A 24,087-nucleotide genomic window follows, 5' to 3' on the forward strand; every position below is an offset into this window, starting at 1 on the left:
GGTCTGGGGCGGAGCCCCAGAAGGATGGGACGGGTAGGGGCGGCGGGGGCGAAAAAACAGCCCCCTCCCCCGAGCGAGCGACCCCACCCCGCCCCTCCCCCGCAAGGACGAGCCCCCAATACCCCTCCCCCCGGCGATCCCCCGACCCCCCACCCCACAGCAGCCTGTTCGGTGACGCGAAGTCCACCGATCCCTGTGGGAGGGACCGTGCTCTCCACACTCACCCGGGCGACAACTCGCCGCCCGCTCACCGTCATTGCCGTCTGGGTGCTCTTTCTGCTGCTGGGGTTCGGTCTCGGGACCGGTGTCTTCGGCAAGCTGTCCGACGATGTTCCGGACGTTCCGGGGACCGAGTCCGAGGTGGCCGCCGCCTATCTCGACGGGGTGTCCCCAACCGGGGAGACCCTCACCGGTGTCGTCGCCGGACTCGCCGTGTCCGATCCTGGGCTGCGGGCCCAAGTCGAGCGGGCCGTCGCCGAGTTGCGTGCCGTCGACGGTGTCGCCGCCGTGCCCGACCCGTATGTCACCGAGGGGCTCGTCGCCGAGGACGGGCGGGCCGTGATCATCCCCGTCACCCTGAAGAGCGGGCTCGATGACGATGCCGAGGACTCCGTCATCGACTCGGCCGTCGATCGGATCGAGGCGATCGACGCGCCCGAAGTACATGTCAGCGGCGGGCCGTTGCTCGGGAAGCAGTTGGGCGGGCAGGCGCAAGAGGACGTCAAGAAGGCCGAGTTGATCTCCCTGCCGGTCGTGCTCGTGCTGCTGTTCCTCATCTTCGGCGGGCTGCGTGCCGCCGGGCTGCCCCTGCTCGTCGCCGTCAGTGGCATCGCGGGCGCGTTTCTCGCGCTGTTCCTCTTCAGCCAGGTCACCGACATCTCCGTGCACGCCATCCAGGTGACCACCATGCTCGGGCTCGGACTCGCCGTCGACTACGCCCTGTTGATGGTGGTCCGGTTCAGGGAGGAGCGCCGGCACACCGACGACATCGTCGAGGCCGTGCACCGAACCGTCACCCGCGCCGGTCGGACCGTGCTGTTCTCCGGGCTCACCGTCGCCGTCTGTCTGACCGGGCTGCTGGTCTTCCCGAGCACCTTCCTGCGCAGCATGGGGCTGGCCGTGGCCGCCGTGGTCGTCGTCGACATGCTGGCCGCGCTCACCCTGCTGCCCGCCCTGCTGACACGGTTCGGCGCGAAGATCGCCCCGGCCAAGGTGCGGGCCGACGGTGAGGAGGGCAAGGTGTTCGCCCGGCTCGCCACCTTCGCCGCGCGCCGTCCGATCGCCGTGCTGATGGCCGTCGTACCCGTGCTGCTCGTCCTCGCGCTGCCGGTGACCGGCATGAAGATCAACCTCGGGGACGCGACCCAGCTGCCGACCAGCAGCGAGGCACGGCAGTTGCAGGACACCGTACGGGCGCACTTCCCGCCCGGTGTCGGGGTCACGCCCATCACCGTCGTCCTGAAGCCGGGCGCCGACCCCGCGACCGCCGACCGGATCAGCGCCCTCTCGCCGACCACCCAGGCCCGTACGCTGCCCGGTGGGACGACCGTGCTGGAACTCCAGCCGAGCGGCAGCGTCGACGGGAAGGCCGCGACCGATCTCGTCCAGCGGATCAGGGACGTCCGCGGTGCCGAGCCCGTGCAAGTCACCGGTCCCGCCGCCCAGTTGGTCGACTTCCGGAAGATGCTCAGCGACCGGGCGCCCTGGGCCGCCGTCACCGTCCTGATCGGGATCTTCGCGCTGCTGTTCGCCTTCACCGGGTCGGTGCTGATCCCGCTGCGGACCATCGCCACGACCCTGCTCAGCCTCGGTGCCGCGCTCGGTGTGGTGGTCTGGGTGTTCCAGGACGGTCATCTCGCCGGGCTCCTCGGCTCCGAGGAGCTGGGCTCGCTCAGCCTGACCGCGCCGCCGCTGATCATCGCGATCGCGTTCGGGCTGGCCATGGACTACGAGTTGTTCATCCTGGCCCGGATGCGCGAGGCCCGCGCACAGAGCGGTGACGACCGTGAGGCCGTGGTGACCGGGCTGCGCCGCTCCGGCCGGGTGGTCACCTGCGCCGCGCTGCTCCTCGCCGTCGTCTTCGGCGCCTTCATGACGGGCGGCTTCGCGCCCATCCTGCAGATCGGGCTCGGGCTGACGCTGGCCGTGCTGATCGACGCGACGATCGTACGGATGCTGCTGGTCCCGGCGACCATGGCGCTGCTGGGACGCCGGGCCTGGTGGGCGCCGCCGCCGCTGCGTCGCGTGCACGACCGGTTCGGACTGCACGAGGAGGTGCCGGCCCCGGAGCGGGTGCCGGCCGACGCCTGAGCCCCCGGAGTGCGGGGCGGTCCCTGGTGGGGCCGCCCCTTGGCGCGCTCCGGCGTCCTTACCTGAATCTCAGACGGCGAGCCCCCGTTTCAAAGAACAAACCCATACAGAAAGCGCACCATGCACGCGCAGCATCGATCACTCCTGGTCGTTTCAGAAAGGCGTGCCGTGGGCGTTCCGTACATATCGAACCCGTCCGAGCCGAGCGGACAGCAGCCATCGGCGTGGTCACGGCGCGGAATCCTCGCCGCGCTCGGGGCCGTACCGGCCGCCGCCCTGCTCACCGGCTGCAGCAGCTCCGCCGACGCCTCGGCCGCGACCAAGGCGAGCGCGAGCGCCTCCGCGAAGGCCGCCAGGAAGGCCGTCGTCACCGTCACCCCGGCCGACGGCACCCAGCACGCCGACTTCGCCGCCCCCGTCGAGGTCACCGTCACCGACGGCACCCTCGCCTCCGTCACGGTCACCGGCGGCGACGGCAGCGTGCTGGCCGGGGCCCTCGACGCGGCCCGTACGAAGTGGACGTCCACCGGGAACCCGTACTCCGGGACGACGTACAAGGTGTCCGCGCAGGTCACCGACGCCGCCACGCACACCGCGACCTTCACCACCGCCTCGCCGTCCGCGACCTTCGTCGGGTACTTCACGCCGGAGGCCGACTCCACCTCCGGCGTCGGCATGCCGGTGTCGATCAACTTCACGGAGGCGGTCTCCGACCGGGCCGCCGTCCAGAAGGCGATCACCGTGACCGCCGAACCGGCCGTCGAGGTGGTCGGGCACTGGTTCAGCGACACCCGGCTCGACTTCCGGCCTGAGACCTACTGGGCCGCCGGTACGAAGATCACGCTCGGGCTGCGGCTCAAGGACGTCGAGGGCGCGGACGGGGTCTACGGCACCCAGTCCAAGGATGTCACCTTCCACATCGGCCGCGAGCAGATCAGCACGGTCGACCTGGCCGCGAAGACCATGACCGTCCAGCGGGGCGGCGCGACCACGGCGACCTATCCCGTCTCCGGCGGCGACGCCGAGCACACCACCTGGTCCGGGATCATGGTGATCAGCGAGCGGTTCAAGCAGACGCGGATGGAGTCGTCGACGGTCGGGCTCGGCGACGAGTACGACATCTCCGATGTCCCGCACGCCCAGCGCCTGACCACCTCCGGCACCTTCGTGCACGGCAACTACTGGGCCTCGACCTCGGTGTTCGGCAGCGCCAACACCAGTCACGGCTGCGTCGGCCTGCACGACACGAAGGGCGCGAACGACACCTCCGTACCGGGCTACAAGTTCTACGACAGTTCCATGCTCGGGGACGTCGTGATCGTCAAGAACTCGGGCGAGGTGACGGTGGACCCGGCCAACGGCCTCAACGGCTGGAACCTGTCCTGGGCGGACTGGAAGGCGGGCAGCGCCGTCTGAAGCCCGCCTTTCCCCAGCACATTCGTGTCTTCATCGGGTGAACTCACCTGTGACGGAAGGAAATTCTGGGTTTCACCTCTTGACGGCCGGAGCCACCAGGAGCACATTGGGCCCACTTTGAGAGCGCTCTCAAGCCTTCTCGAAGACACCCGCGCTCACTTCTCCGTACCCGAGAGGCACCCCCATGAGTGAAACCTCCGGCATACCCAGACGGCGACGGGCTCTCGTCGCCGTCCTCAGCACCCTCGGTCTGGCCGCCGCCGTGGCGACGGCGGCCACCCTCCCCGCCGACGCCTCCGCGCCCACACCCCCCACCGGCTGGACGCAGGTCTTCGTCGACGACTTCAACGGCACCGCCGGGACCGGCGTCTCCACCACCAACTGGCAGTACGCGACCGGGACTTCGTATCCCGGCGGGCCGGCCAACTGGGGCACCGGCGAGATCGAGACGATGACGAACAGCACGAACAACGTCTCGCTCGACGGCAGCGGAAACCTCCGGATCACCCCGATCCGCGACTCCGCCGGCAACTGGACCTCGGGCCGCATCGAGACTAACCGCACCGACTTCCAGCCCCCGGCGGGCGGCAAGTTGCGCGTCGAGGCCCGCCTCCAGGTGCCGAACGTCACCGGGGCGTCCGCGCTCGGCTACTGGCCCGCCTTCTGGATGCTCGGGGCGCCCTACCGGGGCAACTACCAGAACTGGCCGAGCGTCGGCGAGATCGACATCATGGAGAACACCCAGGGTCTCAACACCATCTGGGGCACCCTGCACTGCGGGACGAGCCCGGGCGGCCCCTGCAACGAGACGACCGGCCTCGGCGGTACGACCACCTGCTCCGGCACCACCTGTCAGGCCGGCTTCCACACGTACAGCATGGAGTGGGACCGCTCGGTGAGCCCGGAGGCGATCCGCTTCTACGTCGACGGCACCAACTACCACACGGTGACCGCGAACCAGGTCGACGCGACGACCTGGTCGAACGCCACGAACCACGGCTTCTTCATCATCCTGAACGTGGCGATGGGCGGCGCCTTCCCGGCCGCGTTCGGCGGCGGCCCCGACGCCAACACGGTCTCCGGGCGCCCGATGGTCGTCGACTACGTCCAGGTGCTCCAGTCGACCACCGGCGGCGGTACGACCACTCCCCCGCCGACCGGCTCCCGGGACGCGTACAGCGCGATCCAGGCCGAGTCGTACAACAGCCAGTCGGGCACCCTCACGGAGACCACCACCGACACCGGCGGAGGCCAGAACATCGGCTCGCTCGCCAACGGCGACTGGGCGCTCTACCAGGGCGTCAACTTCGGTTCCACGGCGGCCACCCAGTTCGTCGGCAGGGTCGCGAGCGGTGCCAATACGGGCGTGAGCGGCCTGGTCGAGGTGCGTCTCGACAGCCGTACGAACACCCCGATCGGCAGCTTCTCGATCGGCAACACGGGCGGCTGGCAGAGCTGGCGGACGGTACCGGCGAACATCAGCTCCGTCACCGGCACCCATGACGTCTATCTGACCTTCACCAGCGGCCAGGCGCAGGACTTCGTGAACGTGAACTGGTTCAACTTCGGTCACTGAGAAGGTCGTTGCGTTGCCGGAGGAGGGGCGGGCCAGGTGGCCCGCCCCTCCTCTGTTCGCTCAGTGCAGCTCCGCCCGGAACGCCACCGGCGTGCTCCCGGTGTGCAGTTGGAAGAACTTGGAGAAGTTCGCCGCGTCGGGAAAGCCGACGGCCACGCCCACCCGCCCGATCGGCAGGGACGTGTGGGCCAGCAGCCGCTTCGCCTCCAGGACCACGCGCTTGTCGATGAACCCCTTGGGTGTCTCACCGGTCGCGGCGCGCACCGCGCGGACGAGCGTGCGCCGGGAGTAACCGAGGGCGTCGGCATACGCGCTGACGCTGTGATTGGTGGCGAAGCCCTTCTCCACCGCGTCCCTGAACAGGGTGAACGTGGTGTCCGTCCGGCCGCGCGCCGCCTCCGCCGAACTCGTCGCGAGATGGGACAGCCGCAGCAGGAACGCGGTGAGGGAGTGGCGCAGTACCGAGGTGTGCACGCCTATCGGGAGGGTCGCCGTGTCCTCGTACTCGCGGCCCAGTTGCGCCAAGGACGCCTGCAGGCCCGCGAGTTGGGGAGCGTCCGGGCGCAGCAGCGGAGGCAGGTCGTAGCGGTAGAGGCCGGTCGCCTCGACGGTGGCGCGGGGCAGGAAGCCGGGTTGCATGGTGAGGACGGTGCCGTGGTACTCGCTGGTGCGGGAGAAGCGGTGGACCTGACCCGGGCGGATCCACAGCAGGTCGCCCGCAGTCACCTCGTACTCGGCGAAGTCGATCATGTGGGTGACCGGGCCCTCGTCGAACAGCATCACGACGTGGAAGTCGATGCGGTGGACGCGGTCGAGCGGGGCGTCCTCGTGCCAGGTGCGGTCGGGTGACATCGGGCCGACCTGCATGCCGACGCCCAGGACGCTCAGACCGACCGGGAAGGGAAACGTCCTGATGCCGTCGCCGTCCCGGAGAGTGTCCCGGCCGGTGTCTTGGGTGGTTCTGTCCGCCATGTCCTTCTCTTGCCGACTCGGCCCCGCTGCCCGTGTCCCACTTTCACCAAAGGGTGACACACAGGCACCTGGCCCCGTAAAAGTCAGACTTTTAAGTTTGAACACGCCCGAGCAGTTCGTAGCGGTTCGCGCCGCCCTATCGAGGATTTCTTGAAGATGAGTACGCAGACATCCGACAGCCTCCAGTGGACCGATCTCGACCGACGTGCCGTCGACACAGCCCGTGTTCTCGCGGCCGACGCCGTGCAGAAGGTCGGCAACGGCCACCCCGGTACGGCGATGAGCCTGGCCCCCGCCGCGTACACGATCTTTCAGAAGGTGATGCGACACGATCCCGCGGATCCCGAGTGGACGGGCCGTGACCGCTTCGTCCTCTCCCCCGGGCACACCTCGCTGACCCTCTACACCCAGCTGTTCCTGTCCGGGTACGAGCTGGAGCTGGACGACCTCAAGGCGTTCCGGACGCACGGTTCGAAGACCCCGGGTCATCCCGAGTACGGCCACACGGCCGGCGTCGAGACCACCACCGGGCCGCTCGGCCAGGGCGTCGCCAACGCGGTCGGCATGGCGATGGCCGCCCGTTACGAGCGCGGCCTCTTCGACCCCGAGGCACCCGAGGGCACCTCCCCCTTCGACCACACCGTCTGGGCGATCGTCTCCGACGGCGACCTGGAGGAGGGCATCTCCGCCGAGGCCTCCTCGCTGGCGGGCCATCAGAAGCTCGGCAACCTCGTCTTCGTCTACGACGACAACCACATCTCCATCGAGGGCGACACGGCGACGGCGTTCTCCGAGGACGTGCTCAAGCGGTACGAGGCGTACGGCTGGCACGTGCAGCGGATCGAGCCCGAACTCGGCGGCGACATCGACGTACACGCGCTGTACACGGCGCTCAAGGAGGCGCAGGCCGAGACCGCGCGCCCCTCCATCATCGCGATGCGCACGATCATCGCCTGGCCCGCCCCGAACGCCCAGAACACCGAGGCCTCCCACGGCTCGGCCCTCGGCGCCGAGGAGATAGCGGCCACCAAGCGCCTGCTGGGCTTCGACCCGTCGCTCTCCTTCGAGGTCGCCGACGAGGTCCTCGTCCACGCCCGCCAGGCCCTCGACCGGGGCGCCGAGGCGCACGCGGCCTGGGACAAGCGGCTCGCCGAGTGGCGCGGTGCCAACCCCGAGCGCGCGCAGCTGTTCGATCGGGTCGTCGCAGGTCAGCTGCCCGAGGGCTGGGAGGACGCGCTGCCGGTGTTCGAGGAGGGCACGTCCGTCGCCACGCGTGCCGCGTCCGGCAAGGTGCTCCAGGCGCTGGGCCCGGTCCTGCCCGAGCTGTGGGGCGGCTCGGCCGACCTGGCCGGCTCGAACAACACGACGATCGACAAGACGTCCTCCTTCCTCCCGAAGGGCAACCCGCTCCCGGAGGCGGACCCGTACGGCCGTACCGTCCACTTCGGTATCCGTGAGCATTCGATGGCCGCCGAGATGAACGGCATCGCGCTGCACGGCAACACCCGTATCTATGGCGGCACCTTCCTGGTCTTCTCCGATTACATGCGGAACGCCGTACGGTTGTCGGCGCTGATGCAGCTGCCCGTGACGTACGTCTGGACGCACGACTCCATCGGCCTCGGCGAGGACGGCCCGACCCACCAGCCGGTCGAGCACCTGGCCTCCCTGCGTGCGATCCCGGGCCTGAACATCGTGCGCCCTGCCGACGCCAACGAGACGTCCGTCGCCTGGGCCGAGATCCTCAGGCGGCACGCCACCAACCCGGCCCCGCACGGCCTCGCCCTCACCCGTCAGGGTGTACCGACGTACGCCAGGAACGAGGACACCGCGAAGGGCGGTTATGTCCTTCGCGAGGCGTCGACCGGCACCCCGGACGTCGTCCTGATCGCCACCGGTTCCGAGGTCCAACTCGCCGTCGCCGCCCGCGAAGCGCTGGAAGCCGAGGGTGTGGGTACCCGCGTGGTGTCGATGCCGTCCGTGGAGTGGTTCGAGGAGCAGCCGCGCGAGTACCGGGAGAGTGTCCTGCCGCCGTCCGTGAAGGCACGCGTGGCGGTCGAGGCCGGAATCGGTCTCACCTGGTACCGGTACGTCGGTGACAACGGACGCATCGTCTCCCTCGAACACTTCGGCGCCTCCGCCGACGCCAAGACCCTGTTCACCGAGTTCGGCTTCACCCCCGAGAACGTGGCCCAGGCCGCGCGGGAATCTCTTGCCGCCGCCCGCGGTTGATCCGTTCGCCAGAAGGAAGATGATCATAGTGACCACCACAACGACCACCACCGCGGGAACACTCAAGCGCCTCTCCGACGAAGGCGTCTCGATCTGGCTGGACGACCTGTCCCGCAAGCGCATCACGTCCGGCAACCTCGCCGACCTCATCGACACCCACCACGTGGTCGGCGTGACCACCAACCCGTCGATCTTCCAGGCCGCCATCGGCTCCGGCGAGGGGTACGAGGAGCAGCTCGCCGACCTTGCCGCGCGCAGGGTCACGGTCGACGAGGCCGTACGGATGATGACGACCGCCGACGTCCGCGCCGCCGCCGACATCCTGCGCCCGGTGTACGACGCCACGGCCGGCCGGGACGGCCGTGTCTCGATCGAGGTCGACCCGCGGCTCGCCCATGAGACGGCGGCGACGATCGCCGAGGCCAAGCAGCTGGCCTGGCTGGTCGACCGGCCCAACGTGATGATCAAGATCCCGGCGACGAAGGCCGGTCTCCCGGCGATCACCGAGGTCATCGGCCTCGGGATCAGCGTCAACGTCACGCTGATCTTCTCCCTGGAGCGCTACCGCGAGGTCATGGACGCCTATCTGGCCGGCCTGGAGAAGGCGCAGGCCAAGGGCCTCGACCTGGCGGACATCCACTCCGTCGCCTCCTTCTTCGTGTCCCGCGTCGACTCCGAGATCGACAAGCGCCTGACGGTCCTCGGCACGGCCGCTGCCCTCGCCCTCAAGGGCAGGGCGGCGCTGGCCAACGCGCGGCTCGCCTACGAGGCGTACGAGGATGTCTTCGCGGGTGAGCGGTGGACCGCCCTGGGCGGCGCCCACGCCAACAAGCAGCGTCCGCTGTGGGCCTCGACCGGCGTCAAGGACCCCGCGTACAAGGACACCCTGTACGTCGACGAGCTGGTCGCGCCCGGCACCGTCAACACCATGCCGGAGGCCACCCTCGCCGCCACCGCCGACCACGGTGACATCCACGGCGACGCGGTGACCGGCGGTTACGCCCAGGCCCGTGCCGATCTCGCGGCCGTCGAGGGGCTCGGGATCTCGTACGACGAGGTCGTGAAGCAGCTGGAGGACGAGGGCGTCGCGAAGTTCGCGGTCGCCTGGAACGACCTGCTCGACGCCGTGACGAAGTCGCTGAACAGCAAGGGAGTTGACGGGGAATGACCGAGGCACCGACTCTGCCGGCCGCCGACATCAAGGCGACCGCCGACATCGAAGCGGCCGTGGAAGCCGCCGCCGACTGGGAGAACCCGCTGCGCGACCGCGGCGACCGTCGGCTCCCCAAGATCGCCGGGCCGTCCGGGCTGGTCATCTTCGGGGTGACCGGTGACCTGTCCCGCAAGAAGCTGATGCCGGCCGTCTACGACCTCGCCAACCGGGGTCTGCTGCCGCCTGGCTTCTCGCTCGTCGGGTTCGCCCGGCGGGACTGGGAGGACGAGGACTTCGCGCAGATCGTGCACGACTCGGTGCGCGAGCACGCCCGTACGGAGTTCCGCGAGGAGGTCTGGCAGCAGCTCGCCGAGGGCATGCGGTTCATCCCCGGCGACTTCGACGACGACCAGGCGTTCAAGCAGCTGCGCTCGGCCGTCGAGGAGCTGGACGCGTCCCGGGGTACGAGCGGCAACTACGCGTTCTATCTCTCCGTACCGCCGAAGTTCTTCCCGAAGGTCGTCCAGCAGCTGAAGAAGCACGGGCTGGCCAAGGCGCCGGAGGGTTCCTGGCGGCGCGCGGTGATCGAGAAGCCGTTCGGGCACAACCTGAAGAGCGCCCGTGCGCTGAACAAGGTGCTGCACGACGTGTTCGACCCGGAGCAGGTCTTCCGGATCGACCACTACCTGGGCAAGGAGACCGTCCAGAACATCCTGGCACTCCGCTTCGCCAACCAGATGTACGAGCCCATCTGGAACCGGTCGTACGTCGACCACGTACAGATCACGATGGCCGAGGACATCGGCATCGGCGGCCGGGCCGGGTACTACGACGGCATCGGGTCCGCCCGTGACGTCATCCAGAACCACCTGCTCCAGCTCATGGCCCTCACCGCCATGGAGGAGCCGCTCGCCTTCGACGTCGACTCGCTGCTGACCGAGAAGCTCAAGGTCCTGAAGTCGGTGAAGCTGCCGGAGCACCTGGGCGAGCACACCGTGCGCGGGCAGTACGCGGGAGGCTGGCAGGGCGGCGAGCAGGTGCTCGGCTATCTCGAAGAGGACGGCATCAACCCGAAGTCCAGCACCGACACGTACGCGGCCGTCAAGCTGGAGGTCGACAACCGGCGCTGGGCGGGCGTCCCGTTCTATCTGCGGACCGGCAAGCGTCTTGGCCGTCGGGTCACGGAGATCGCGGTCGTCTTCCAGCGCGCCCCGCACTCCCCGTTCGACTCGACGGCCACCGAGGAGCTCGGCGCGAACGCGATCGTCATCCGCGTCCAGCCCGACGAGGGCATGACCGTGCGCTTCGGTTCCAAGGTCCCGGGTACCTCGATGGAGATCCGGGACGTCACGATGGACTTCGCCTACGGCGAGTCCTTCACGGAGTCCAGCCCGGAGGCGTACGAACGGCTCATCCTGGACGTCCTGCTCGGCGACGCCAATTTGTTCCCCCGTCACCAGGAAGTGGAAGAGTCCTGGAAGATCCTCGACCCGATCGAGGAGTACTGGGGCACGCACGGCAGGCCCGCGCAGTACGCCTCGGGCAGTTGGGGCCCGCAGGAAGCCGACGAGATGCTCGCACGAGACGGACGGAGCTGGCGCAGGCCATGAAAATCGACCTCACCGACACCACAGCAAGCAAGATCAACAAGGCACTGGTGAAGGGGCGGCGCGCCATCGGCACCCCTGCCGTGGGCATGGTCCTGACGATGGTGATCGTCACGGACGAGGAGAACGCCTACGACTCGATCAAGGCGTCCGAGGAGGCCTCGCACGAGCACCCCTCGCGCACCCTGGTCGTCATCAAGCGGCACGCCCGCAGCCCGCGCGACCGCACCAACTCCCACCTCGACGCCGAGGTACGGGTGGGCGCGGACGCCGGCACCGGCGAGACGGTCATCCTGCGGACCTACGGCGAGGTGTCCGACCACGCCGACTCCGTCGTCCTGCCGCTGCTGCTGCCGGACGCGCCGGTCGTCGTCTGGTGGCCGGTGGACGCCCCCGAGGTGCCCGCCAAGGACCCGCTGGGCGCGCTGGCCCAGCGCCGGATCACCGACATGTACGCGGTCGAGAAGCCGCTGATCGCGCTGGAGGCCCGGGTGCGTTCGTACGCGCCCGGCGACACCGACCTGGCGTGGACGCGGCTCACCCCGTGGCGCTCGATGCTGGCGGCGGCCCTCGACCAGGCCCGTACGAAGATCATCTCGGCGGCCGTCGAGAGCGAGGCCGAGAACCCGAGCGCCGAACTGCTGGCCCGCTGGCTCGGCGCCCGACTCAACGTCAAGGTGGACCGCGTCGTCACCGCGGGCCCGGTCGTCACGGCCGTCCGCCTGGGCACCGACAAGGGCGAGATCGTCATCGACCGCCCTGAGGGCCCGCTCGCCACGCTCACCCTGCCCGGCCAGCCCTCCCGCACCCTCGCGCTGAAGGTGCGCCCCACCTCCGAACTCATCGCCGAGGAGCTGCGCCGCCTCGACGCCGACGAGATGTACGCCGTCGCTCTGCGGGCCAACGGCACCAAGGAGACCCCCAGCCATGTCTGACTCCCCCAGGCTCACCCGGCGCCCCGAGTGGATCGCGCTGGAGGACCACCGCTCCGACGCACTCCCCCAGCCGCAGCTGCGTGAGCTGTTCGCCGCCGATCCCGGGCGCGCGGAGCGGTACGTCGTGCGGGTGGGCGACCTGCACATCGACTACTCCAAGCACCTGATCACCGACGAGACCCTCGCCCTCCTCCAGGAACTCGCCGCCGCTACCGATGTATTCGGGCTGCGGGACGCCATGTTCCGGGGCGAGCGGATCAACATCACCGAGGACCGGGCGGTGCTGCACACCGCGCTGCGGGCGCCGCGCGACGCGGTCGTCGAGGTCGACGGGGAGAACGTCGTCCCGGCCGTGCACGCGGTCCTGGACAAGATGGCGTCCTTCGCGGACCGGGTGCGCTCCGGCGAGTGGACCGGGCACACCGGCAAGCGCATCAAGAACGTCGTCAACATCGGCATCGGCGGCTCGGACCTCGGTCCGGCGATGGCGTACGAGGCTCTGCGGGCCTTCACCGCGCGGGAGTTGACCTTCCGGTTCGTGTCGAACGTCGACGGCGCCGACCTGCACGAGGCCGTGCGGGACCTGGACCCGGCCGAGACGCTGTTCATCATCGCCTCGAAGACGTTCACGACGATCGAGACGATCACCAACGCCACCTCGGCCCGCTCCTGGCTCCTCACAGGTCTCGGTGGCGAGGAGAAGGCGGTCGCGAAGCACTTCGTGGCGCTGTCGACGAACGCCGGGAAGGTCGGCGACTTCGGGATCGACACGGCGAACATGTTCGAGTTCTGGGACTGGGTCGGTGGGCGGTACTCGTACGACTCGGCGATCGGGCTGTCGCTGATGATCGCGATCGGCCCGGACCGGTTCCGGGAGATGCTGGACGGCTTCGCGCTGGTCGACGAGCACTTCCGGACGGCTCCGGCGGAGGCCAACGCGCCTTTGCTGCTGGGCCTGTTGGGGATCTGGTACGGCAACTTCCTCGGCGCCCAGTCGCACGCCGTACTGCCCTACTCGCACTACCTCTCCAAGTTCACCGCGTATCTGCAGCAGCTGGACATGGAGTCCAACGGCAAGTCGGTCGACCGTGACGGGCTGCCGGTGGAGTGGGAGACCGGACCGGTGGTCTGGGGCACGCCCGGCACCAACGGGCAGCACGCCTACTACCAGTTGATCCACCAGGGCACGAAGCTGATCCCGGCCGACTTCATCGGCTTCGCCGAACCGGTCGCCGAGCTGGGCGACGAACTCAAGGCGCAGCACGACCTGTTGATGGCCAACTTCTTCGCCCAGACACAGGCGCTGGCCTTCGGCAAGACACCGGAAGAGGTGCGGGCGGAGGGGGTCCCGGAGGAACTGGTCGCCCACAAGACGTTCCAGGGCAACCACCCGACGACCACGATCCTCGCGCGCGAGCTGACCCCGTCCGTGCTCGGCCAGTTGATCGCCCTCTACGAGCACAAGGTGTTCGTCCAGGGCGCCGTCTGGAACATCGACTCCTTCGACCAGTGGGGCGTCGAACTGGGCAAGGTCCTCGCCAAGCGGATCGAACCCGCGCTCACCGCCGGGGCCGATGTCCCCGGCCTCGACTCCTCCACCGCCGCCCTCGTGGCCACGTACCGCACTCTTCGTCACGCTCAGGAAGTGAACTGACATGCAGCTTGGTCTGATCGGTCTCGGCAAGATGGGCGGCAACATGCGCGAGCGCATCCGCCGTGCCGGCCACACCGTCATCGGCTACGACCGCAACCCCGAGGTCTCCGACGTGGCGAGCCTCGCCGAACTGGTCGAGAAGCTCGAAGCGCCGCGCGTGGTCTGGGTGATGGTCCCGGCGGGTGCCGCCACCCAGTCCGTCGTCGACGAACTCGGCGGGCTTCTGGAGTCCGGTGACACGGTCGTCGACGGCGGCAACTCCCGCTGGACGGACGACGAGAAGCACGCCGAGGAACTCGGCACCAAGGGCATCGGCTTCGTCGACGCCGGTGTCTCCGGCGGCGTGTGGGGCCTGCAGAACGGCTACGCCCTGATGGTCGGCGGCGACAAGGAGCACGTCGAGCGGCTCCAGCCGATCTTCGAGGCGCTCAAGCCGGAGGGCCCGTACGGCTACGTCCACGCGGGCAAGGTGGGCGCCGGGCACTTCTCCAAGATGGTCCACAACGGCATCGAGTACGCCATGATGCAGGCCTACGCCGAGGGCTGGGAGCTCCTTGAGAAGGTCGACTCCGTCACCGATGTGCGCGAGGTCTTCCGTTCCTGGCAGGACGGTACGGTCATCCGGTCCTGGCTGCTCGACCTGGCGGTCAACGCCCTCGACGAGGACGAGCACCTGGAGCGGCTGCGCGGGTTCGCGCAGGACTCCGGCGAGGGCCGGTGGACGGTCGAGGCGGCCATCGACAACTCCGTGCCACTGCCCGCGATCACGGCCTCCCTCTTCTCGCGGTTCGCGTCCCGGCAGGACGACTCCCCGCAGATGAAGATGATCGCGGCGCTGCGCAACCAGTTCGGCGGCCACGCCGTCGAGTCCAAGTAGGAAACCGTGGGTGACCTCCTCCTGGTCCGCCACGGCGAGACGGAGTGGAGCGCGTCGGGACAGCACACCAGCTGGACCGACCTGCCCCTCACCCGGCACGGCGAGGAACAGGCCAGGTCCCTCGCCCCGCTCCTCGCCGGCCGGACCTTCGCACGCGTCCTGGCCAGCCCGCTCGCCCGCGCGGTCCGCACCGCCGAACTCGCGGGCCTGTCCGGGGTATTGACCGACGCGGACATGTACGAGTGGGACTACGGCGCGTACGAGGGTGTGACGACCGCCGAGATCCATCGCACCCGGCCCGACTGGTATCTGTTCACGGACGGCGTGCCGCCAGGTCCGGACGGGCATCCGGGCGAGTCGCCCGACGAGGTGGGCCGGCGCGCGGACCGCGTCCTGACCCACCTCAAGGACGCGCTCGAAGAGGGTGACGTGGTCCTGGTAGCCCACGGGCACTTCCTGCGTGTGCTGACAGCCCGTTACCTCGGGCTGCCGGCCGCCGACGGACGACTGTTCCAGCTCGCCACGGGCACGGTCAGCAGGCTCTCCACCGAGCACGACCGTCCGGTGGTCGCGGAGTGGAACTCCCGCCAGGGAGCGGCTGGTTGAGCCGACCGTTCGGATCGGCGGGCTGAAGTGGCGATCGGGTCCGGGGCATTGTCCCCGGGCCCGATTGACATGTGTGTCGGGGGCGCGTCAGAGTCGCCCCGGTGGAGATCAACGAGCTGACTGCGGCCGAAGCCCGGGTGTGGCAGGCCTTCCGCACGGGTGAGCCCGTGGACTTCCGTGAGGCTGGCGGCGACAACGCGGCCGACGGCGCGGACTGGGGACCGGAGCGGAGCGTACGCGCCCCGGTGCTGCGGACCCTGCTGCTCAGCACCCAGCAGCAGGACGGCGAGATCCCCAGGCTCAGGCTCTCGGGCGCCCGCATCACCGGGCATCTGAACCTGATGTACGCGATCGTGGACCACCCGCTCCACCTCCGGTACTGCCACTTCGACGAGTCGCCCGACTTCTACGGCACCCGGCTGCGCCAGCTGAATCTGCGCGGCTCGGTGCTCCCGGCCGTCAATCTCGCCAGTACGCGCATCGACGGTCCGCTGAGGATGACGGACTGCCGGGTGCGGGGGCCGGTACGGCTGGCCGGTGCGGAGATAGCGGGCGCTCTCTTCATGGACGGCGCCGAACTCACCACGTCCGACCCGTCCGTGCCGGTGCTCCAGCTCCATCAGGCGGTGCTCGGCGACGGGTTCGCGGCGCCGGGACTGCGGGTGCGGGGCGAGATGCTCCTCGACGGTGCCACGGTGGGCGGGTCGATCGCGCTGGACGGCGCCGAACTGAGCAACCCCGGGGGCCATGTCCTGCGTGCCCAGTCCATCGAGGTGCGGGCCGACGTACGAGCGCGGACCCTGCGTACCCAGGGCGGCATCGATCTGCGCGGCTCCCGTATCGCGGGGTGCCTCGACTTCACGCGGGCGCGGCTGTCGAACCCCGGCGGTATGGCGCTGCGGGCCAGCAGCTGCACCATCGGTGAGTTGTGGCTGTACCGGTGCGAGCCGATCGAGGGCCGGCTGCATCTGCGCCGCTCCCGGATCGAGGTCCTGGGCTTCGAATCGGAGGTCGCCCCGGGCGAGGTGCTCTTCAACAACCTCACCTACACGACGCTCACCCCGCACGAGCCCGCCGAGCGTCGCCTGCCCCTGCTGGAACGCGACGGCGACGGCTATGTCCCGTACGCCTACGAGCAGTTGGCCGCCGCCTACCGTCACGTCGGCGACGAGGGAGCGGCCCGCCGCGTTCAGCTCGCCAAGCTGCGCCGGCACCGGACCACCCTGCCCTGGCTCGGCCGGCTGTGGGGCCACCTGCAGGACCTCACCGTCGGCTACGGCTTCCGCCCGCTGCGCGCAGCCGTCTGGCTCCTGTCCCTGCTGACGGCCGGCTCGATCGCGTACGCCGTACACCACCCGCGTCCGCTGAAGGCGTCCGAGGCCCCGGAGTTCAACCCGGTCTTCTACACCCTGGACCTGCTCCTCCCGGTGATCTCCTTCGGCCAGGAGGGGGCCTTCGCTCCTGTGGACGGATACCAGTACCTGTCGTACGTCCTCATCCTGACCGGCTGGATCCTGGCGACGACCGTCATCGCCGGTGTGAGCAGGAGCGTCACTCGGCAGTAGCGGAACAGGGATAACTCTCGTTAGCGAACCGGGCGTTGTGCGTGCTGAGCGGCGAGCCGCACGGGTGCGTTCTGGGCGCCGTAGCCCTGGTAGCCGCCGTCGCGCTGGACCAGCTCGAAGAAGACACGGCCCACGGTCTGGGTGTAGCAGTGCCTGAACTCGCCCTGTGCGTCACGGTCGTAGAGGATGCCGAGTTCGCGGTAGGTCGCCAACTCGCCCTCGGTGAACTCGTATCGGGCCGCGAGGTCGTCGTAGTAGTTCGCGGGCATCGGGAGCAGTCGGCCCCCTGCCGCCCGGAAGCGCCGGGCGGCGGCGACCACGTCGTCGATGGCCAGCGCGATGTGCTGGGCGCGGGTCTCGGCCTCGGTGGGTGCGGGGCCGACGGCGAGCGCGATCCGTACGCTGCCACCGGAGTTGGTGACGGCCCGGCTGCGGAAGAGGCCGTACGGGTCGGCGACGTCGACGCTCTCCCGGCCGTTCAGACCGAGGACGCTGCTGTGGAAGAGGGCGGCCTCGTCGAAGTGGTGCCAGGGCTGGGTGAGGGCGAGGTGGTCGATGCGGCCGACGCCGGGCTCGGCTGTCCCCAGGGTCTCGAAGTCGGTGCGCCAGTCGGGGAGTTCGGGGCGGTCCGTGGCGCAGAAGAAGAGTTCCGTGCCGTCGGGGGCGGCCACCGCGTCGAGCGGGGCGTCCTCGGGGGCTCGGCGGCGGGGCAGAACGGGGGCGAGGAGAGCCTCTGCCCTGCGGGCGGCGCCTGCCGGGTCCGGGGACTCCAGGCCGACGGCGGCGAGCCCGGTGCCGTCACGTCGGGCCGCTGGCCCGGTGTTGACGAGGATGCGGGCCTCGCCGCGCTCCCAGAGGTCGACGGGCTTGCTGCGATGCCGTGCCGTACGGGTGAGACCGAGTGCGCCGAGGACCGCCGAGACGGGTTCGGCGTCCGGGGTGACGAGTTCGGCGAAGGCGATGCCGGTGGGGACGACGGGCTCGGGCAGCGGGGCGAGGCCGATGCTCTCCTGGAGGACGAGGAGGGAGCGCCGGGCGTCCACGGCGGTCGGTCCGGCCTCGGCCTGCCGGAACACGTCGTTGAAGACTTCGAGGGAGAGCGGACCGTCGTATCCGGCCCTGATGACGTGCTGGAGGAGGCCCGCGATGTCGAAGCCGCCCTGCCCCGGGAAGCAGCGGTAGTGGCGGCTCCACTGGAGCACGTCCATGGCGAGCAGCGGGGCGTCGGCCAGCTGCAGGAAGAAGATCTTCTCGCCGGGGATGTCCTCGATGCCCTTGGGGTCCGACCCTCGGGAGAGGATGTGGAAGCTGTCGAGACAGGTGCCGAGCGCGGGGTGACCGGCCGTCTCGACGATGCTCCAGGCGTGGTCGTACGTACTGACGTGCCGTCCCCACGCGAGCGCCTCATAGGCCACGCGGACGCCGAACTCCTGGGCCAGGTCGGCCAGTCGGCTCAGCTGGGCGGCGGCGAGGGCGTCGTCGTCGAGGGCGAGCGGGGAGACGCTGGAGCAGACGAGAACGGTGTCGGTGCCGAGCCGCCGCATCAGCTCGAACTTGTGCCGGGCACGGCGCAGATTCCGGGCGAACTCGTCCTCGGGCACGGCCTCGATGTCACGCATCGGCTGATAGAGATCGACGGTGAGACCGAGGTCGGCGCAGCGGGCCCGGATCTCCTCGGGGGTGAGAGGGCTGGCCAGCAGATCGTTCTCGAAGATCTCGACCCCGTCGAACCCCGCCCGGGAGGCGGCGGTGAGCTTCTCGGTCAGGGAGCCACTGAGCGACACGGTGGCGATGGATGTACGCATGGACCCGCTCCTTGAAAATGGGGTACTGCAGGCGCCCCTTCAGGGGCGCGGGGAACTGCGCGACAAGCCACAGACAGCCCGCAGCCGTCACACAACCGTTCCTGCCGAGCTCTCCGCAGCCCCAGCCAACTCCGCGATATCAGCCAACATCCGCCCGCAATCGGGCTCGCGCCCAGTAAAGAGACGGAACGCATCAGCAGCCTGAAACACAGCCATCCCACCCCCATCGAGCGTGGCGCACCCAACCGCCCGCGCCGTACGCAACAGCTCCGTCTCCAACGGCCGATACACCACCTCGGCCACCCAGAGCCCGGGATGCAGCACCTCCGCCGGGAACGGCAGCCCGGGATGGGCGGCCATCCCGGTGGGGGTCGCGTGCACGATGCCATCGGCCCGGCCGATCAGCGCCGGCAACCGATCGGGCGTCGCAGCGGTAGCGCGACCGACACCGAAGTGCCGGTTGAGGGCGCCAGCAAGGTCGGCGGCCCGATCAGGCAGCGCGTCGACGACGGTCACCGCCCCCGCCCCAAGAGTGAGCGTCGCATGCGCGACAGCCGCCCCCGCCCCACCGGCACCGAGCTGGACGACCCGTTCCAGCGGAGCGTCGGGCAGCCCGCGCGCAAAGGACGCGGCGAACCCGGTCACGTCCGTGTTGTGGCCGACCGCACGGCCGTCCTCGAAGACCACGGTGTTGACCGCACCGAGCGCCTCGGCCTGCGCGTCGAGGCCGTCCAGGTGCTCGATGACGAGCTGCTTGCACGGGTGCGTGATATTCAGCCCGTCGAACCCGAGGTCACGGGCGGCCCGTACGAGATCGCCGACCGCCTGCGCCGGAACGCCCAGCGTGTCGATGTCGATCAGCCGGTACAGATAGCGCAGCCCCTGCCGGTCGGCCTCCCGCTCGTGCAGCGCGGGGCTCAGTGACGGACCGATGCCGGAGCCGATGAGCCCGACGAGAAACGAGTCCTTGGCCACGACCGACCTCCACTAATGTACGAACTAGTACGTTAGCTATATCAGCAGGACAGGGCCACGGGGAAGCCCCCGGAGAAGCCCCTCGGTGTGCTTCTAGAATTCACGGCACTGGCCCCTCGCCCGAAGGAACCCGATGACCAGCGTCGAAGAACCGGCACACAACGGCGGGCGCATCCGCGACGCCGTCCGCACCAAGGCCGAGATCCTCGACGTGGCCACCAAGGAGTTCGCCCGGGCCGGTCTGGCGGGGGCCCGGGTGGACGAGATCGCCGCCCTCACCCGCACCACCAAGCGCATGATCTACTACTACTTCGGCGGCAAGGAACAGCTGTTCACGGCTGTTCTGGAGCGGGCGTACACGGTGATCCGGCAGGCCGAGCAGGACCTCGACGTCGAGCACCTGGACCCGGTAGCGGCCATCCGGCGCCTGGCGGAGCTGACCTTCGACCACCATGAGGCGCACCCCGACTTCATCCGCCTGGTGAGCATCGAGAACATCCACGAGGCCCAGCACATCGCCGGCTCGGAGCAGCTCGGGCGGATCGGCTCGCCGGCGCTGGAGGTGATCCACCGGATCCTGGAGTCGGGCCGCAAGTCGGGCCTGTTCACGGCCGACGTCGACGCCGTGGACCTGCACGCCATGATCAGCTCCTTCTGCTTCTTCCGGGTGGCCAACCGGCACACCTTCGGCGCGCTGTTCGGCCGCGATCTGACGGCCCCGGACCAGCGGGAGCACTACCGGACGATGCTCGGCGACATGGTCATCGCCTACCTCACGGCGGACCGTACGGCCTGAGGACCGGCGGAAAGATCCTTCGGCATGACCTCTTGACACCCGGGAAACGTGAGCGCAACATCCGTAGCCAACCGCTACTAACTATCCAGTGGGTTAATTAGCCGGGTAGCGGCAGCTCCCGGCACGGCCGTCCCATCACCCCAGGGATCCGGCACTTCTCCCCTCCGCTCACTCCGCCTACGTTGGAGTTCCCTCGAAGGAGCACGCCGTGTCCGTCCCCGCAGCACCCCTCGACGCCCCACCGGGCGGCCAGCCGAAGAAAGCCGCCACGGCCGCCTGGATCGGCAGCGCCCTGGAGTACTACGACTTCTTCATCTACGGCAGCGCGGCCGCCCTGATCTTCCCCAAGGTCTTCTTCGACGAGTCCGACCCGGCCACCGCGACCCTGCTGTCCCTGGCCACCTTCGGTGTCGCCTACGCCGCCCGCCCGGTCGGCGCGCTCTTCCTCGGCCACTTCGGCGACCGGCTCGGCCGCAAGAAGATCATGGTCTTCACGCTGATCCTGATGGGCGTCTCGACGTTCCTCATCGGCTGCCTCCCCACCCGCGACCAGGTCGGCACCCTCGCACCGGTCCTGCTCGTGCTCTGCCGTGTCCTCCAGGGCATCTCGGCCGCCGGTGAGCAGGCCAGCGCGAACTCCATGACCCTCGAACACGCGCCACCGGGCCGGCGCGGCTTCTTCACCAGCTTCACCCTGAGCGGCACCCAGGGCGGCCAGCTCCTGGCCACCCTGGTCTTCATCCCGATCGCGGCCATGCCCGAGGACCAGCTGCTGGCCTGGGGCTGGCGCATCCCGTTCTGGCTGAGCATCGCGGTCGCCGTCGTCGGCTACGTCATCCGCCGCAAGCTGGAGGAGACCCCGGCCTTCGCCCAGCAGGCCGCCTCCGAGGGTGTCGTGAAGCTGCCGCTGCTGATCCTGCTGCGCGAGCACTGGGCGGACGTCCTGCGGGTGATCGCGGGTGCGCTGGTCGCCTCGGTCTCGACGATCTTCACGGTGTGGGCGCTGGCGTACGCGACCAGTGACGCGGTGGGCATGGACCGCTCGTCCATGCTGTGGGTGGCCGCGCTCGCCAACCTGGTCGCGCTGGCCGCGATCCCGCTCTGGGCCACGCTCTCCGACCGCATCGGCCGCCGCCCGGTGTTCCTGGCCGGCGCCGCGGGCAGCGGGGTCATGATGTTCGTCTACCTGTGGGCGATCTCCACGGGCTCCTACCCGCTGATCCTGGTCCTCGGCATCGTCACCTTCGGTGTGGTCTACAGCGCCGCGAACGGCATCTGGCCCTCCTTCTACGGCGAGATGTTCTCGACCCGGGTGCGTCTGTCGGGCATGGCGATCGGTACGCAGATCGGCTTCGCCGTCGCCGGTTTCGCGGTCACCTTCGCCGCGGAGATCGCCGGTCCTGACGGGGACGACTGGTTCTCCGTCGCCCTGTTCACGGCGGCGCTGTGCATCCCGCCGGTGCTGGCCGCGATCACGGCACGTGAGACGCACCGGGTGCCGACGGAGCGGCTCGGTGAGCGTGGCGCCGAGACCGTCGCGGAACGCGCGACTGTCTCCGCCTGATCCTGTCCTCCGAAGTCCCCGAACAGCCCTGAGCTGTTCGGGGACTTCGGCATTTCCCGCCGGAATGCCCCACTTGATGTCTACCGCATGGTTGACAGCTGACATTTCACGCAAGAACATCGGCCAAAACGAGCACAAAAGAACAGAGCCTCCGCGCGTACCGGCCGATTTCAGGGGCGGCCGGTGCGCGCGGTTCCGCCGTTGACCTATCGTTGCCCGATCACAGGCGCGAGAGGCGGGCGGGCGAGGGAGTGTCGGGGGCCGGGTGGATACGAGTGCCGGTCGGGGACGACTCGGCACGCTGGGCCACGCGGGGGCGGAGCCTCAAGGTCCTGCTCGTCGTCCACAACGTGACCTCGGCGACCCGACTGCTCGACATAATGCCGCTCTTCGACGACGACTTCAGGGTCCAACTGCTCGTGACCTGCACGGAGTCGTCGGCGTTCAGGTCGGGTGTCGAGGAGTTGCTGGCGGGGACGGGGGTGCCGGTGCTGCCGTGGGAACAGGCTGTCGAGACGCCGGTCTCGTTGGCCATATCGGCGAGCTTCGGCGGTCAACTACCGGACATTATCGGACACTTGGCTGTATTGTCCCACGGAATCGGATACACTAAGAGGCTGACGACACCCAACACCCAACACCCAACGGCGGGCGGCGGGAGTTCGGAAGTCGGCGGGCCGGTTTTCGGGATGTCGCGCGAGTGGCTGCTCGACGAGCACGGCGTTCCCGTCGCGGACGCGCTCGTCCTTTCGCATCCGGAGCAGTACGAGCGACTGCGCGCCGCCTGCCCCGAGGCCGTGCCCACTGCAGTGCTCGCCGGGGACCCCTGCTGGGACCGCATCCTCGCGGCGCGCCCGTACCGCGCCCGCTTCCGCCGGGCTCTCGGTGTCAGGACGGGCCAACGACTGGTACTCCTCAACTCCACCTGGAACCCCGAGTCGCTGTTCGGCGACGGTGGCGGGGATGACGTCCTTCCGTCGCTCCTCCCCCGGCTGGCCTCGGAGTTCCCGGCCGACGAGTACCGCTTCGCGGCCGTGCTGCACCCCAACATCTGGCACGGCCACGGTCCCGGGCAGATCCGCGCCTGGCTCGACCGCGCACGGCGTGCCGGGCTCGCGCTGATCGACCCTCTGCACGGCTGGCGGCAGGCGCTGATCGCGGCCGACGCGGTGATCGGCGACCACGGCTCGGTCACGTACTACGCGGCGGCCCTGGGCACCCCCGTCCTGCTGGGCGCCGCTCCCCTCTCGGGCCTCGCGCCCGACGCCCCCGTCCACGACTTCGTGCGCGACGCCCCGCGTCTCGACCCTGCGCTCCCGTTGCGCATCCAGCTGGAGCGGGTGGTCCGCGATCACCGACCCCGCCCCGAACCCGCCGAGTTCATCAGCTCCGCACCCGGCGAGTCGGCCACCCGGCTGCGCCGCCTCTTCTACGACGCCCTCGGTATCCCCGAACCGGACGAACCCGCCCTGCTCGAACCACTCCCCCTGCCGCCGTACGAACCCCCTTCGCACACCGTGCCGTTGCTCGTACTCACCCGGCTGCTGGGCGCCGGCGAGATCGAGGTCACCCGGTACGCCGGACCGCACCCGCCCGCCGACAGCACCGGCGAGCTGCACACGGCCGCACACGAGGACACCCGCGAGACCCACCAACTCGCCCTGGCGGACGTGGTGTTCCGGTACGGCGAACCGGACGACCCGCGCTTCGGCTCACCGGAACAGTGGACGAAGGAGGCGTTGTCCCTGCACCCGCAGTGCGGGCTTGCCGCCTATGTCAGCGGCCCCGGCGACTGCACGGTCCGCACACGTGGGGGCGAACTCCTGGCCCTGCACGCCGAGTCGGCTTCGGACGCCGACCCGTCCGCATACGCCTCGGCCCTGTATGCGTGGCTGGCCGCAGGCAAGTCCCTGGACGAGCTGATCACCCAGGGCCTGACGGTACGGACGGGCGAGGTCACCCACCGAGCCACGGTCACGCGGCGCTGACGCGCGGCTGGCGCAAACTGTTCAAGTGGGCCAGGTGGTGGTTGGCAGTCTCCTGG

At 69.6% G+C, this 24,087-nt stretch carries 18 protein-coding genes; 14 read left to right on the top strand and 4 right to left on the bottom strand.

Annotated elements, in window-relative coordinates; all coding sequences use genetic code 11:
• Positions 1-207 precede the first annotated feature (207 nt).
• The 3 genes from ACWCRB_RS30155 to ACWCRB_RS30165 all read left to right on the top strand — a co-directional run bounded on the left by ACWCRB_RS30155 (position 208) and on the right by ACWCRB_RS30165 (position 5,302).
• Positions 208-2,310 (top strand): MMPL family transporter, encoded by a 2,103-nt coding sequence (locus ACWCRB_RS30155; protein WP_450999052.1) that lies wholly within the window; start codon positions 208-210, stop codon positions 2,308-2,310.
• 168 nt (positions 2,311-2,478) lie between these two features.
• Positions 2,479-3,726: a L,D-transpeptidase gene (locus ACWCRB_RS30160; protein ID WP_450999053.1), complete on the top strand. Its 1,248-nt coding sequence runs from the start codon at positions 2,479-2,481 to the stop codon at positions 3,724-3,726.
• A 184-nt stretch (positions 3,727-3,910) separates the two neighbouring features.
• Entirely contained in the window at positions 3,911-5,302 is a 1,392-nt protein-coding gene (locus ACWCRB_RS30165) for a glycoside hydrolase family 16 protein (RefSeq protein WP_450999054.1), read from the top strand.
• Positions 5,303-5,362: 60 nt separating this feature from the next.
• On the opposite strand, the gene ACWCRB_RS30170 is transcribed toward ACWCRB_RS30165, so the two are convergent.
• Positions 5,363-6,274, bottom strand: coding sequence for a helix-turn-helix domain-containing protein (locus ACWCRB_RS30170; RefSeq protein ID WP_450999055.1), 912 nt, complete (start codon positions 6,272-6,274; stop codon positions 5,363-5,365).
• A 156-nt stretch (positions 6,275-6,430) separates the two neighbouring features.
• On the opposite strand from ACWCRB_RS30170, the gene tkt reads away from it, so the two are divergent.
• The 8 genes from tkt to ACWCRB_RS30210 all read left to right on the top strand — a co-directional run bounded on the left by tkt (position 6,431) and on the right by ACWCRB_RS30210 (position 16,903).
• The gene (gene tkt / locus ACWCRB_RS30175; RefSeq protein WP_450999056.1) at positions 6,431-8,506 is read left to right on the top strand and encodes a transketolase; all 2,076 of its coding nucleotides are present in this window, start codon (positions 6,431-6,433) and stop codon (positions 8,504-8,506) included.
• Positions 8,507-8,525: 19 nt separating this feature from the next.
• On the top strand, positions 8,526-9,674 hold the full coding sequence (gene tal / locus ACWCRB_RS30180) for a transaldolase (RefSeq protein WP_450999057.1): 1,149 nt from the start codon (positions 8,526-8,528) through the stop codon (positions 9,672-9,674).
• Positions 9,671-11,269, top strand: a complete 1,599-nt coding sequence (gene zwf / locus ACWCRB_RS30185) for a glucose-6-phosphate dehydrogenase (protein ID WP_450999058.1) — start codon at positions 9,671-9,673, stop codon at positions 11,267-11,269. The genes tal and zwf overlap by 4 nt, the downstream gene beginning before the upstream one ends.
• A complete protein-coding gene (gene opcA / locus ACWCRB_RS30190) occupies positions 11,266-12,201 on the top strand; it encodes a glucose-6-phosphate dehydrogenase assembly protein OpcA (protein WP_450999059.1) in 936 nt (311 codons plus the stop codon). The genes zwf and opcA overlap by 4 nt, the downstream gene beginning before the upstream one ends.
• The gene (pgi, locus tag ACWCRB_RS30195) at positions 12,194-13,855 is read left to right on the top strand and encodes a glucose-6-phosphate isomerase (protein WP_450999060.1); all 1,662 of its coding nucleotides are present in this window, start codon (positions 12,194-12,196) and stop codon (positions 13,853-13,855) included. The genes opcA and pgi overlap by 8 nt, the downstream gene beginning before the upstream one ends.
• A 1-nt stretch (position 13,856) precedes the next feature.
• Positions 13,857-14,732 (top strand): phosphogluconate dehydrogenase (NAD(+)-dependent, decarboxylating), encoded by an 876-nt coding sequence (gnd, locus tag ACWCRB_RS30200; RefSeq protein WP_450999061.1) that lies wholly within the window; start codon positions 13,857-13,859, stop codon positions 14,730-14,732.
• Between the two features lie 6 nt (positions 14,733-14,738).
• The gene (locus tag ACWCRB_RS30205; RefSeq protein WP_450999062.1) at positions 14,739-15,338 is read left to right on the top strand and encodes a histidine phosphatase family protein; all 600 of its coding nucleotides are present in this window, start codon (positions 14,739-14,741) and stop codon (positions 15,336-15,338) included.
• 101 nt (positions 15,339-15,439) lie between these two features.
• On the top strand, positions 15,440-16,903 hold the full coding sequence (locus tag ACWCRB_RS30210; protein ID WP_450999063.1) for a membrane-associated oxidoreductase: 1,464 nt from the start codon (positions 15,440-15,442) through the stop codon (positions 16,901-16,903).
• 20 nt (positions 16,904-16,923) lie between these two features.
• Here ACWCRB_RS30210 and ACWCRB_RS30215 read toward each other — a convergent pair whose 3' ends face one another.
• Together ACWCRB_RS30215 and ACWCRB_RS30220 are read right to left on the bottom strand one after the other, a co-directional pair.
• Positions 16,924-18,708: a TIM barrel protein gene (locus ACWCRB_RS30215; protein WP_450999064.1), complete on the bottom strand. Its 1,785-nt coding sequence runs from the start codon at positions 18,706-18,708 to the stop codon at positions 16,924-16,926.
• An 87-nt stretch (positions 18,709-18,795) separates the two neighbouring features.
• Complete coding sequence (locus tag ACWCRB_RS30220; RefSeq protein WP_450999065.1) at positions 18,796-19,683, bottom strand: shikimate dehydrogenase; 888 nt, start codon at positions 19,681-19,683, stop codon at positions 18,796-18,798.
• Positions 19,684-19,816: 133 nt separating this feature from the next.
• Between ACWCRB_RS30220 and ACWCRB_RS30225 the strand changes: the two genes are divergently transcribed.
• Both ACWCRB_RS30225 and ACWCRB_RS30230 read left to right on the top strand, forming a co-directional pair.
• On the top strand, positions 19,817-20,479 hold the full coding sequence (locus ACWCRB_RS30225) for a TetR/AcrR family transcriptional regulator (protein ID WP_369031768.1): 663 nt from the start codon (positions 19,817-19,819) through the stop codon (positions 20,477-20,479).
• A 208-nt stretch (positions 20,480-20,687) separates the two neighbouring features.
• On the top strand, positions 20,688-22,043 hold the full coding sequence (locus tag ACWCRB_RS30230) for an MFS transporter (protein ID WP_450999066.1): 1,356 nt from the start codon (positions 20,688-20,690) through the stop codon (positions 22,041-22,043).
• Between the two features lie 220 nt (positions 22,044-22,263).
• On the opposite strand, the gene ACWCRB_RS30235 is transcribed toward ACWCRB_RS30230, so the two are convergent.
• Positions 22,264-22,578, bottom strand: coding sequence for a hypothetical protein (locus ACWCRB_RS30235; RefSeq protein ID WP_450999067.1), 315 nt, complete (start codon positions 22,576-22,578; stop codon positions 22,264-22,266).
• A 154-nt stretch (positions 22,579-22,732) separates the two neighbouring features.
• On the opposite strand from ACWCRB_RS30235, the gene ACWCRB_RS30240 reads away from it, so the two are divergent.
• Entirely contained in the window at positions 22,733-24,031 is a 1,299-nt protein-coding gene (locus ACWCRB_RS30240) for a hypothetical protein (RefSeq protein ID WP_450999068.1), read from the top strand.
• Positions 24,032-24,087: the final 56 nt, after the last annotated feature.

This window comes from Streptomyces sp. NPDC002156 (genome assembly GCF_053593675.1).

Coding starts and splice junctions, on each gene's coding strand:
- ACWCRB_RS30235 (WP_450999067.1), bottom strand. CDS start 22,578: ATGGCCAACGAGACCGGCGTCTCGACAGCCTGTTCCCACGGCAGCACC.
- opcA (WP_450999059.1), top strand. CDS start 11,266: ATGAAAATCGACCTCACCGACACCACAGCAAGCAAGATCAACAAGGCA.
- pgi (WP_450999060.1), top strand. CDS start 12,194: ATGTCTGACTCCCCCAGGCTCACCCGGCGCCCCGAGTGGATCGCGCTG.
- ACWCRB_RS30165 (WP_450999054.1), top strand. CDS start 3,911: ATGAGTGAAACCTCCGGCATACCCAGACGGCGACGGGCTCTCGTCGCC.
- ACWCRB_RS30215 (WP_450999064.1), bottom strand. CDS start 18,708: ATGCGTACATCCATCGCCACCGTGTCGCTCAGTGGCTCCCTGACCGAG.
- tkt (WP_450999056.1), top strand. CDS start 6,431: ATGAGTACGCAGACATCCGACAGCCTCCAGTGGACCGATCTCGACCGA.
- zwf (WP_450999058.1), top strand. CDS start 9,671: ATGACCGAGGCACCGACTCTGCCGGCCGCCGACATCAAGGCGACCGCC.
- gnd (WP_450999061.1), top strand. CDS start 13,857: ATGCAGCTTGGTCTGATCGGTCTCGGCAAGATGGGCGGCAACATGCGC.
- ACWCRB_RS30225 (WP_369031768.1), top strand. CDS start 19,817: ATGACCAGCGTCGAAGAACCGGCACACAACGGCGGGCGCATCCGCGAC.
- ACWCRB_RS30240 (WP_450999068.1), top strand. CDS start 22,733: ATGTCGCGCGAGTGGCTGCTCGACGAGCACGGCGTTCCCGTCGCGGAC.
- tal (WP_450999057.1), top strand. CDS start 8,526: ATGATCATAGTGACCACCACAACGACCACCACCGCGGGAACACTCAAG.
- ACWCRB_RS30170 (WP_450999055.1), bottom strand. CDS start 6,274: ATGGCGGACAGAACCACCCAAGACACCGGCCGGGACACTCTCCGGGAC.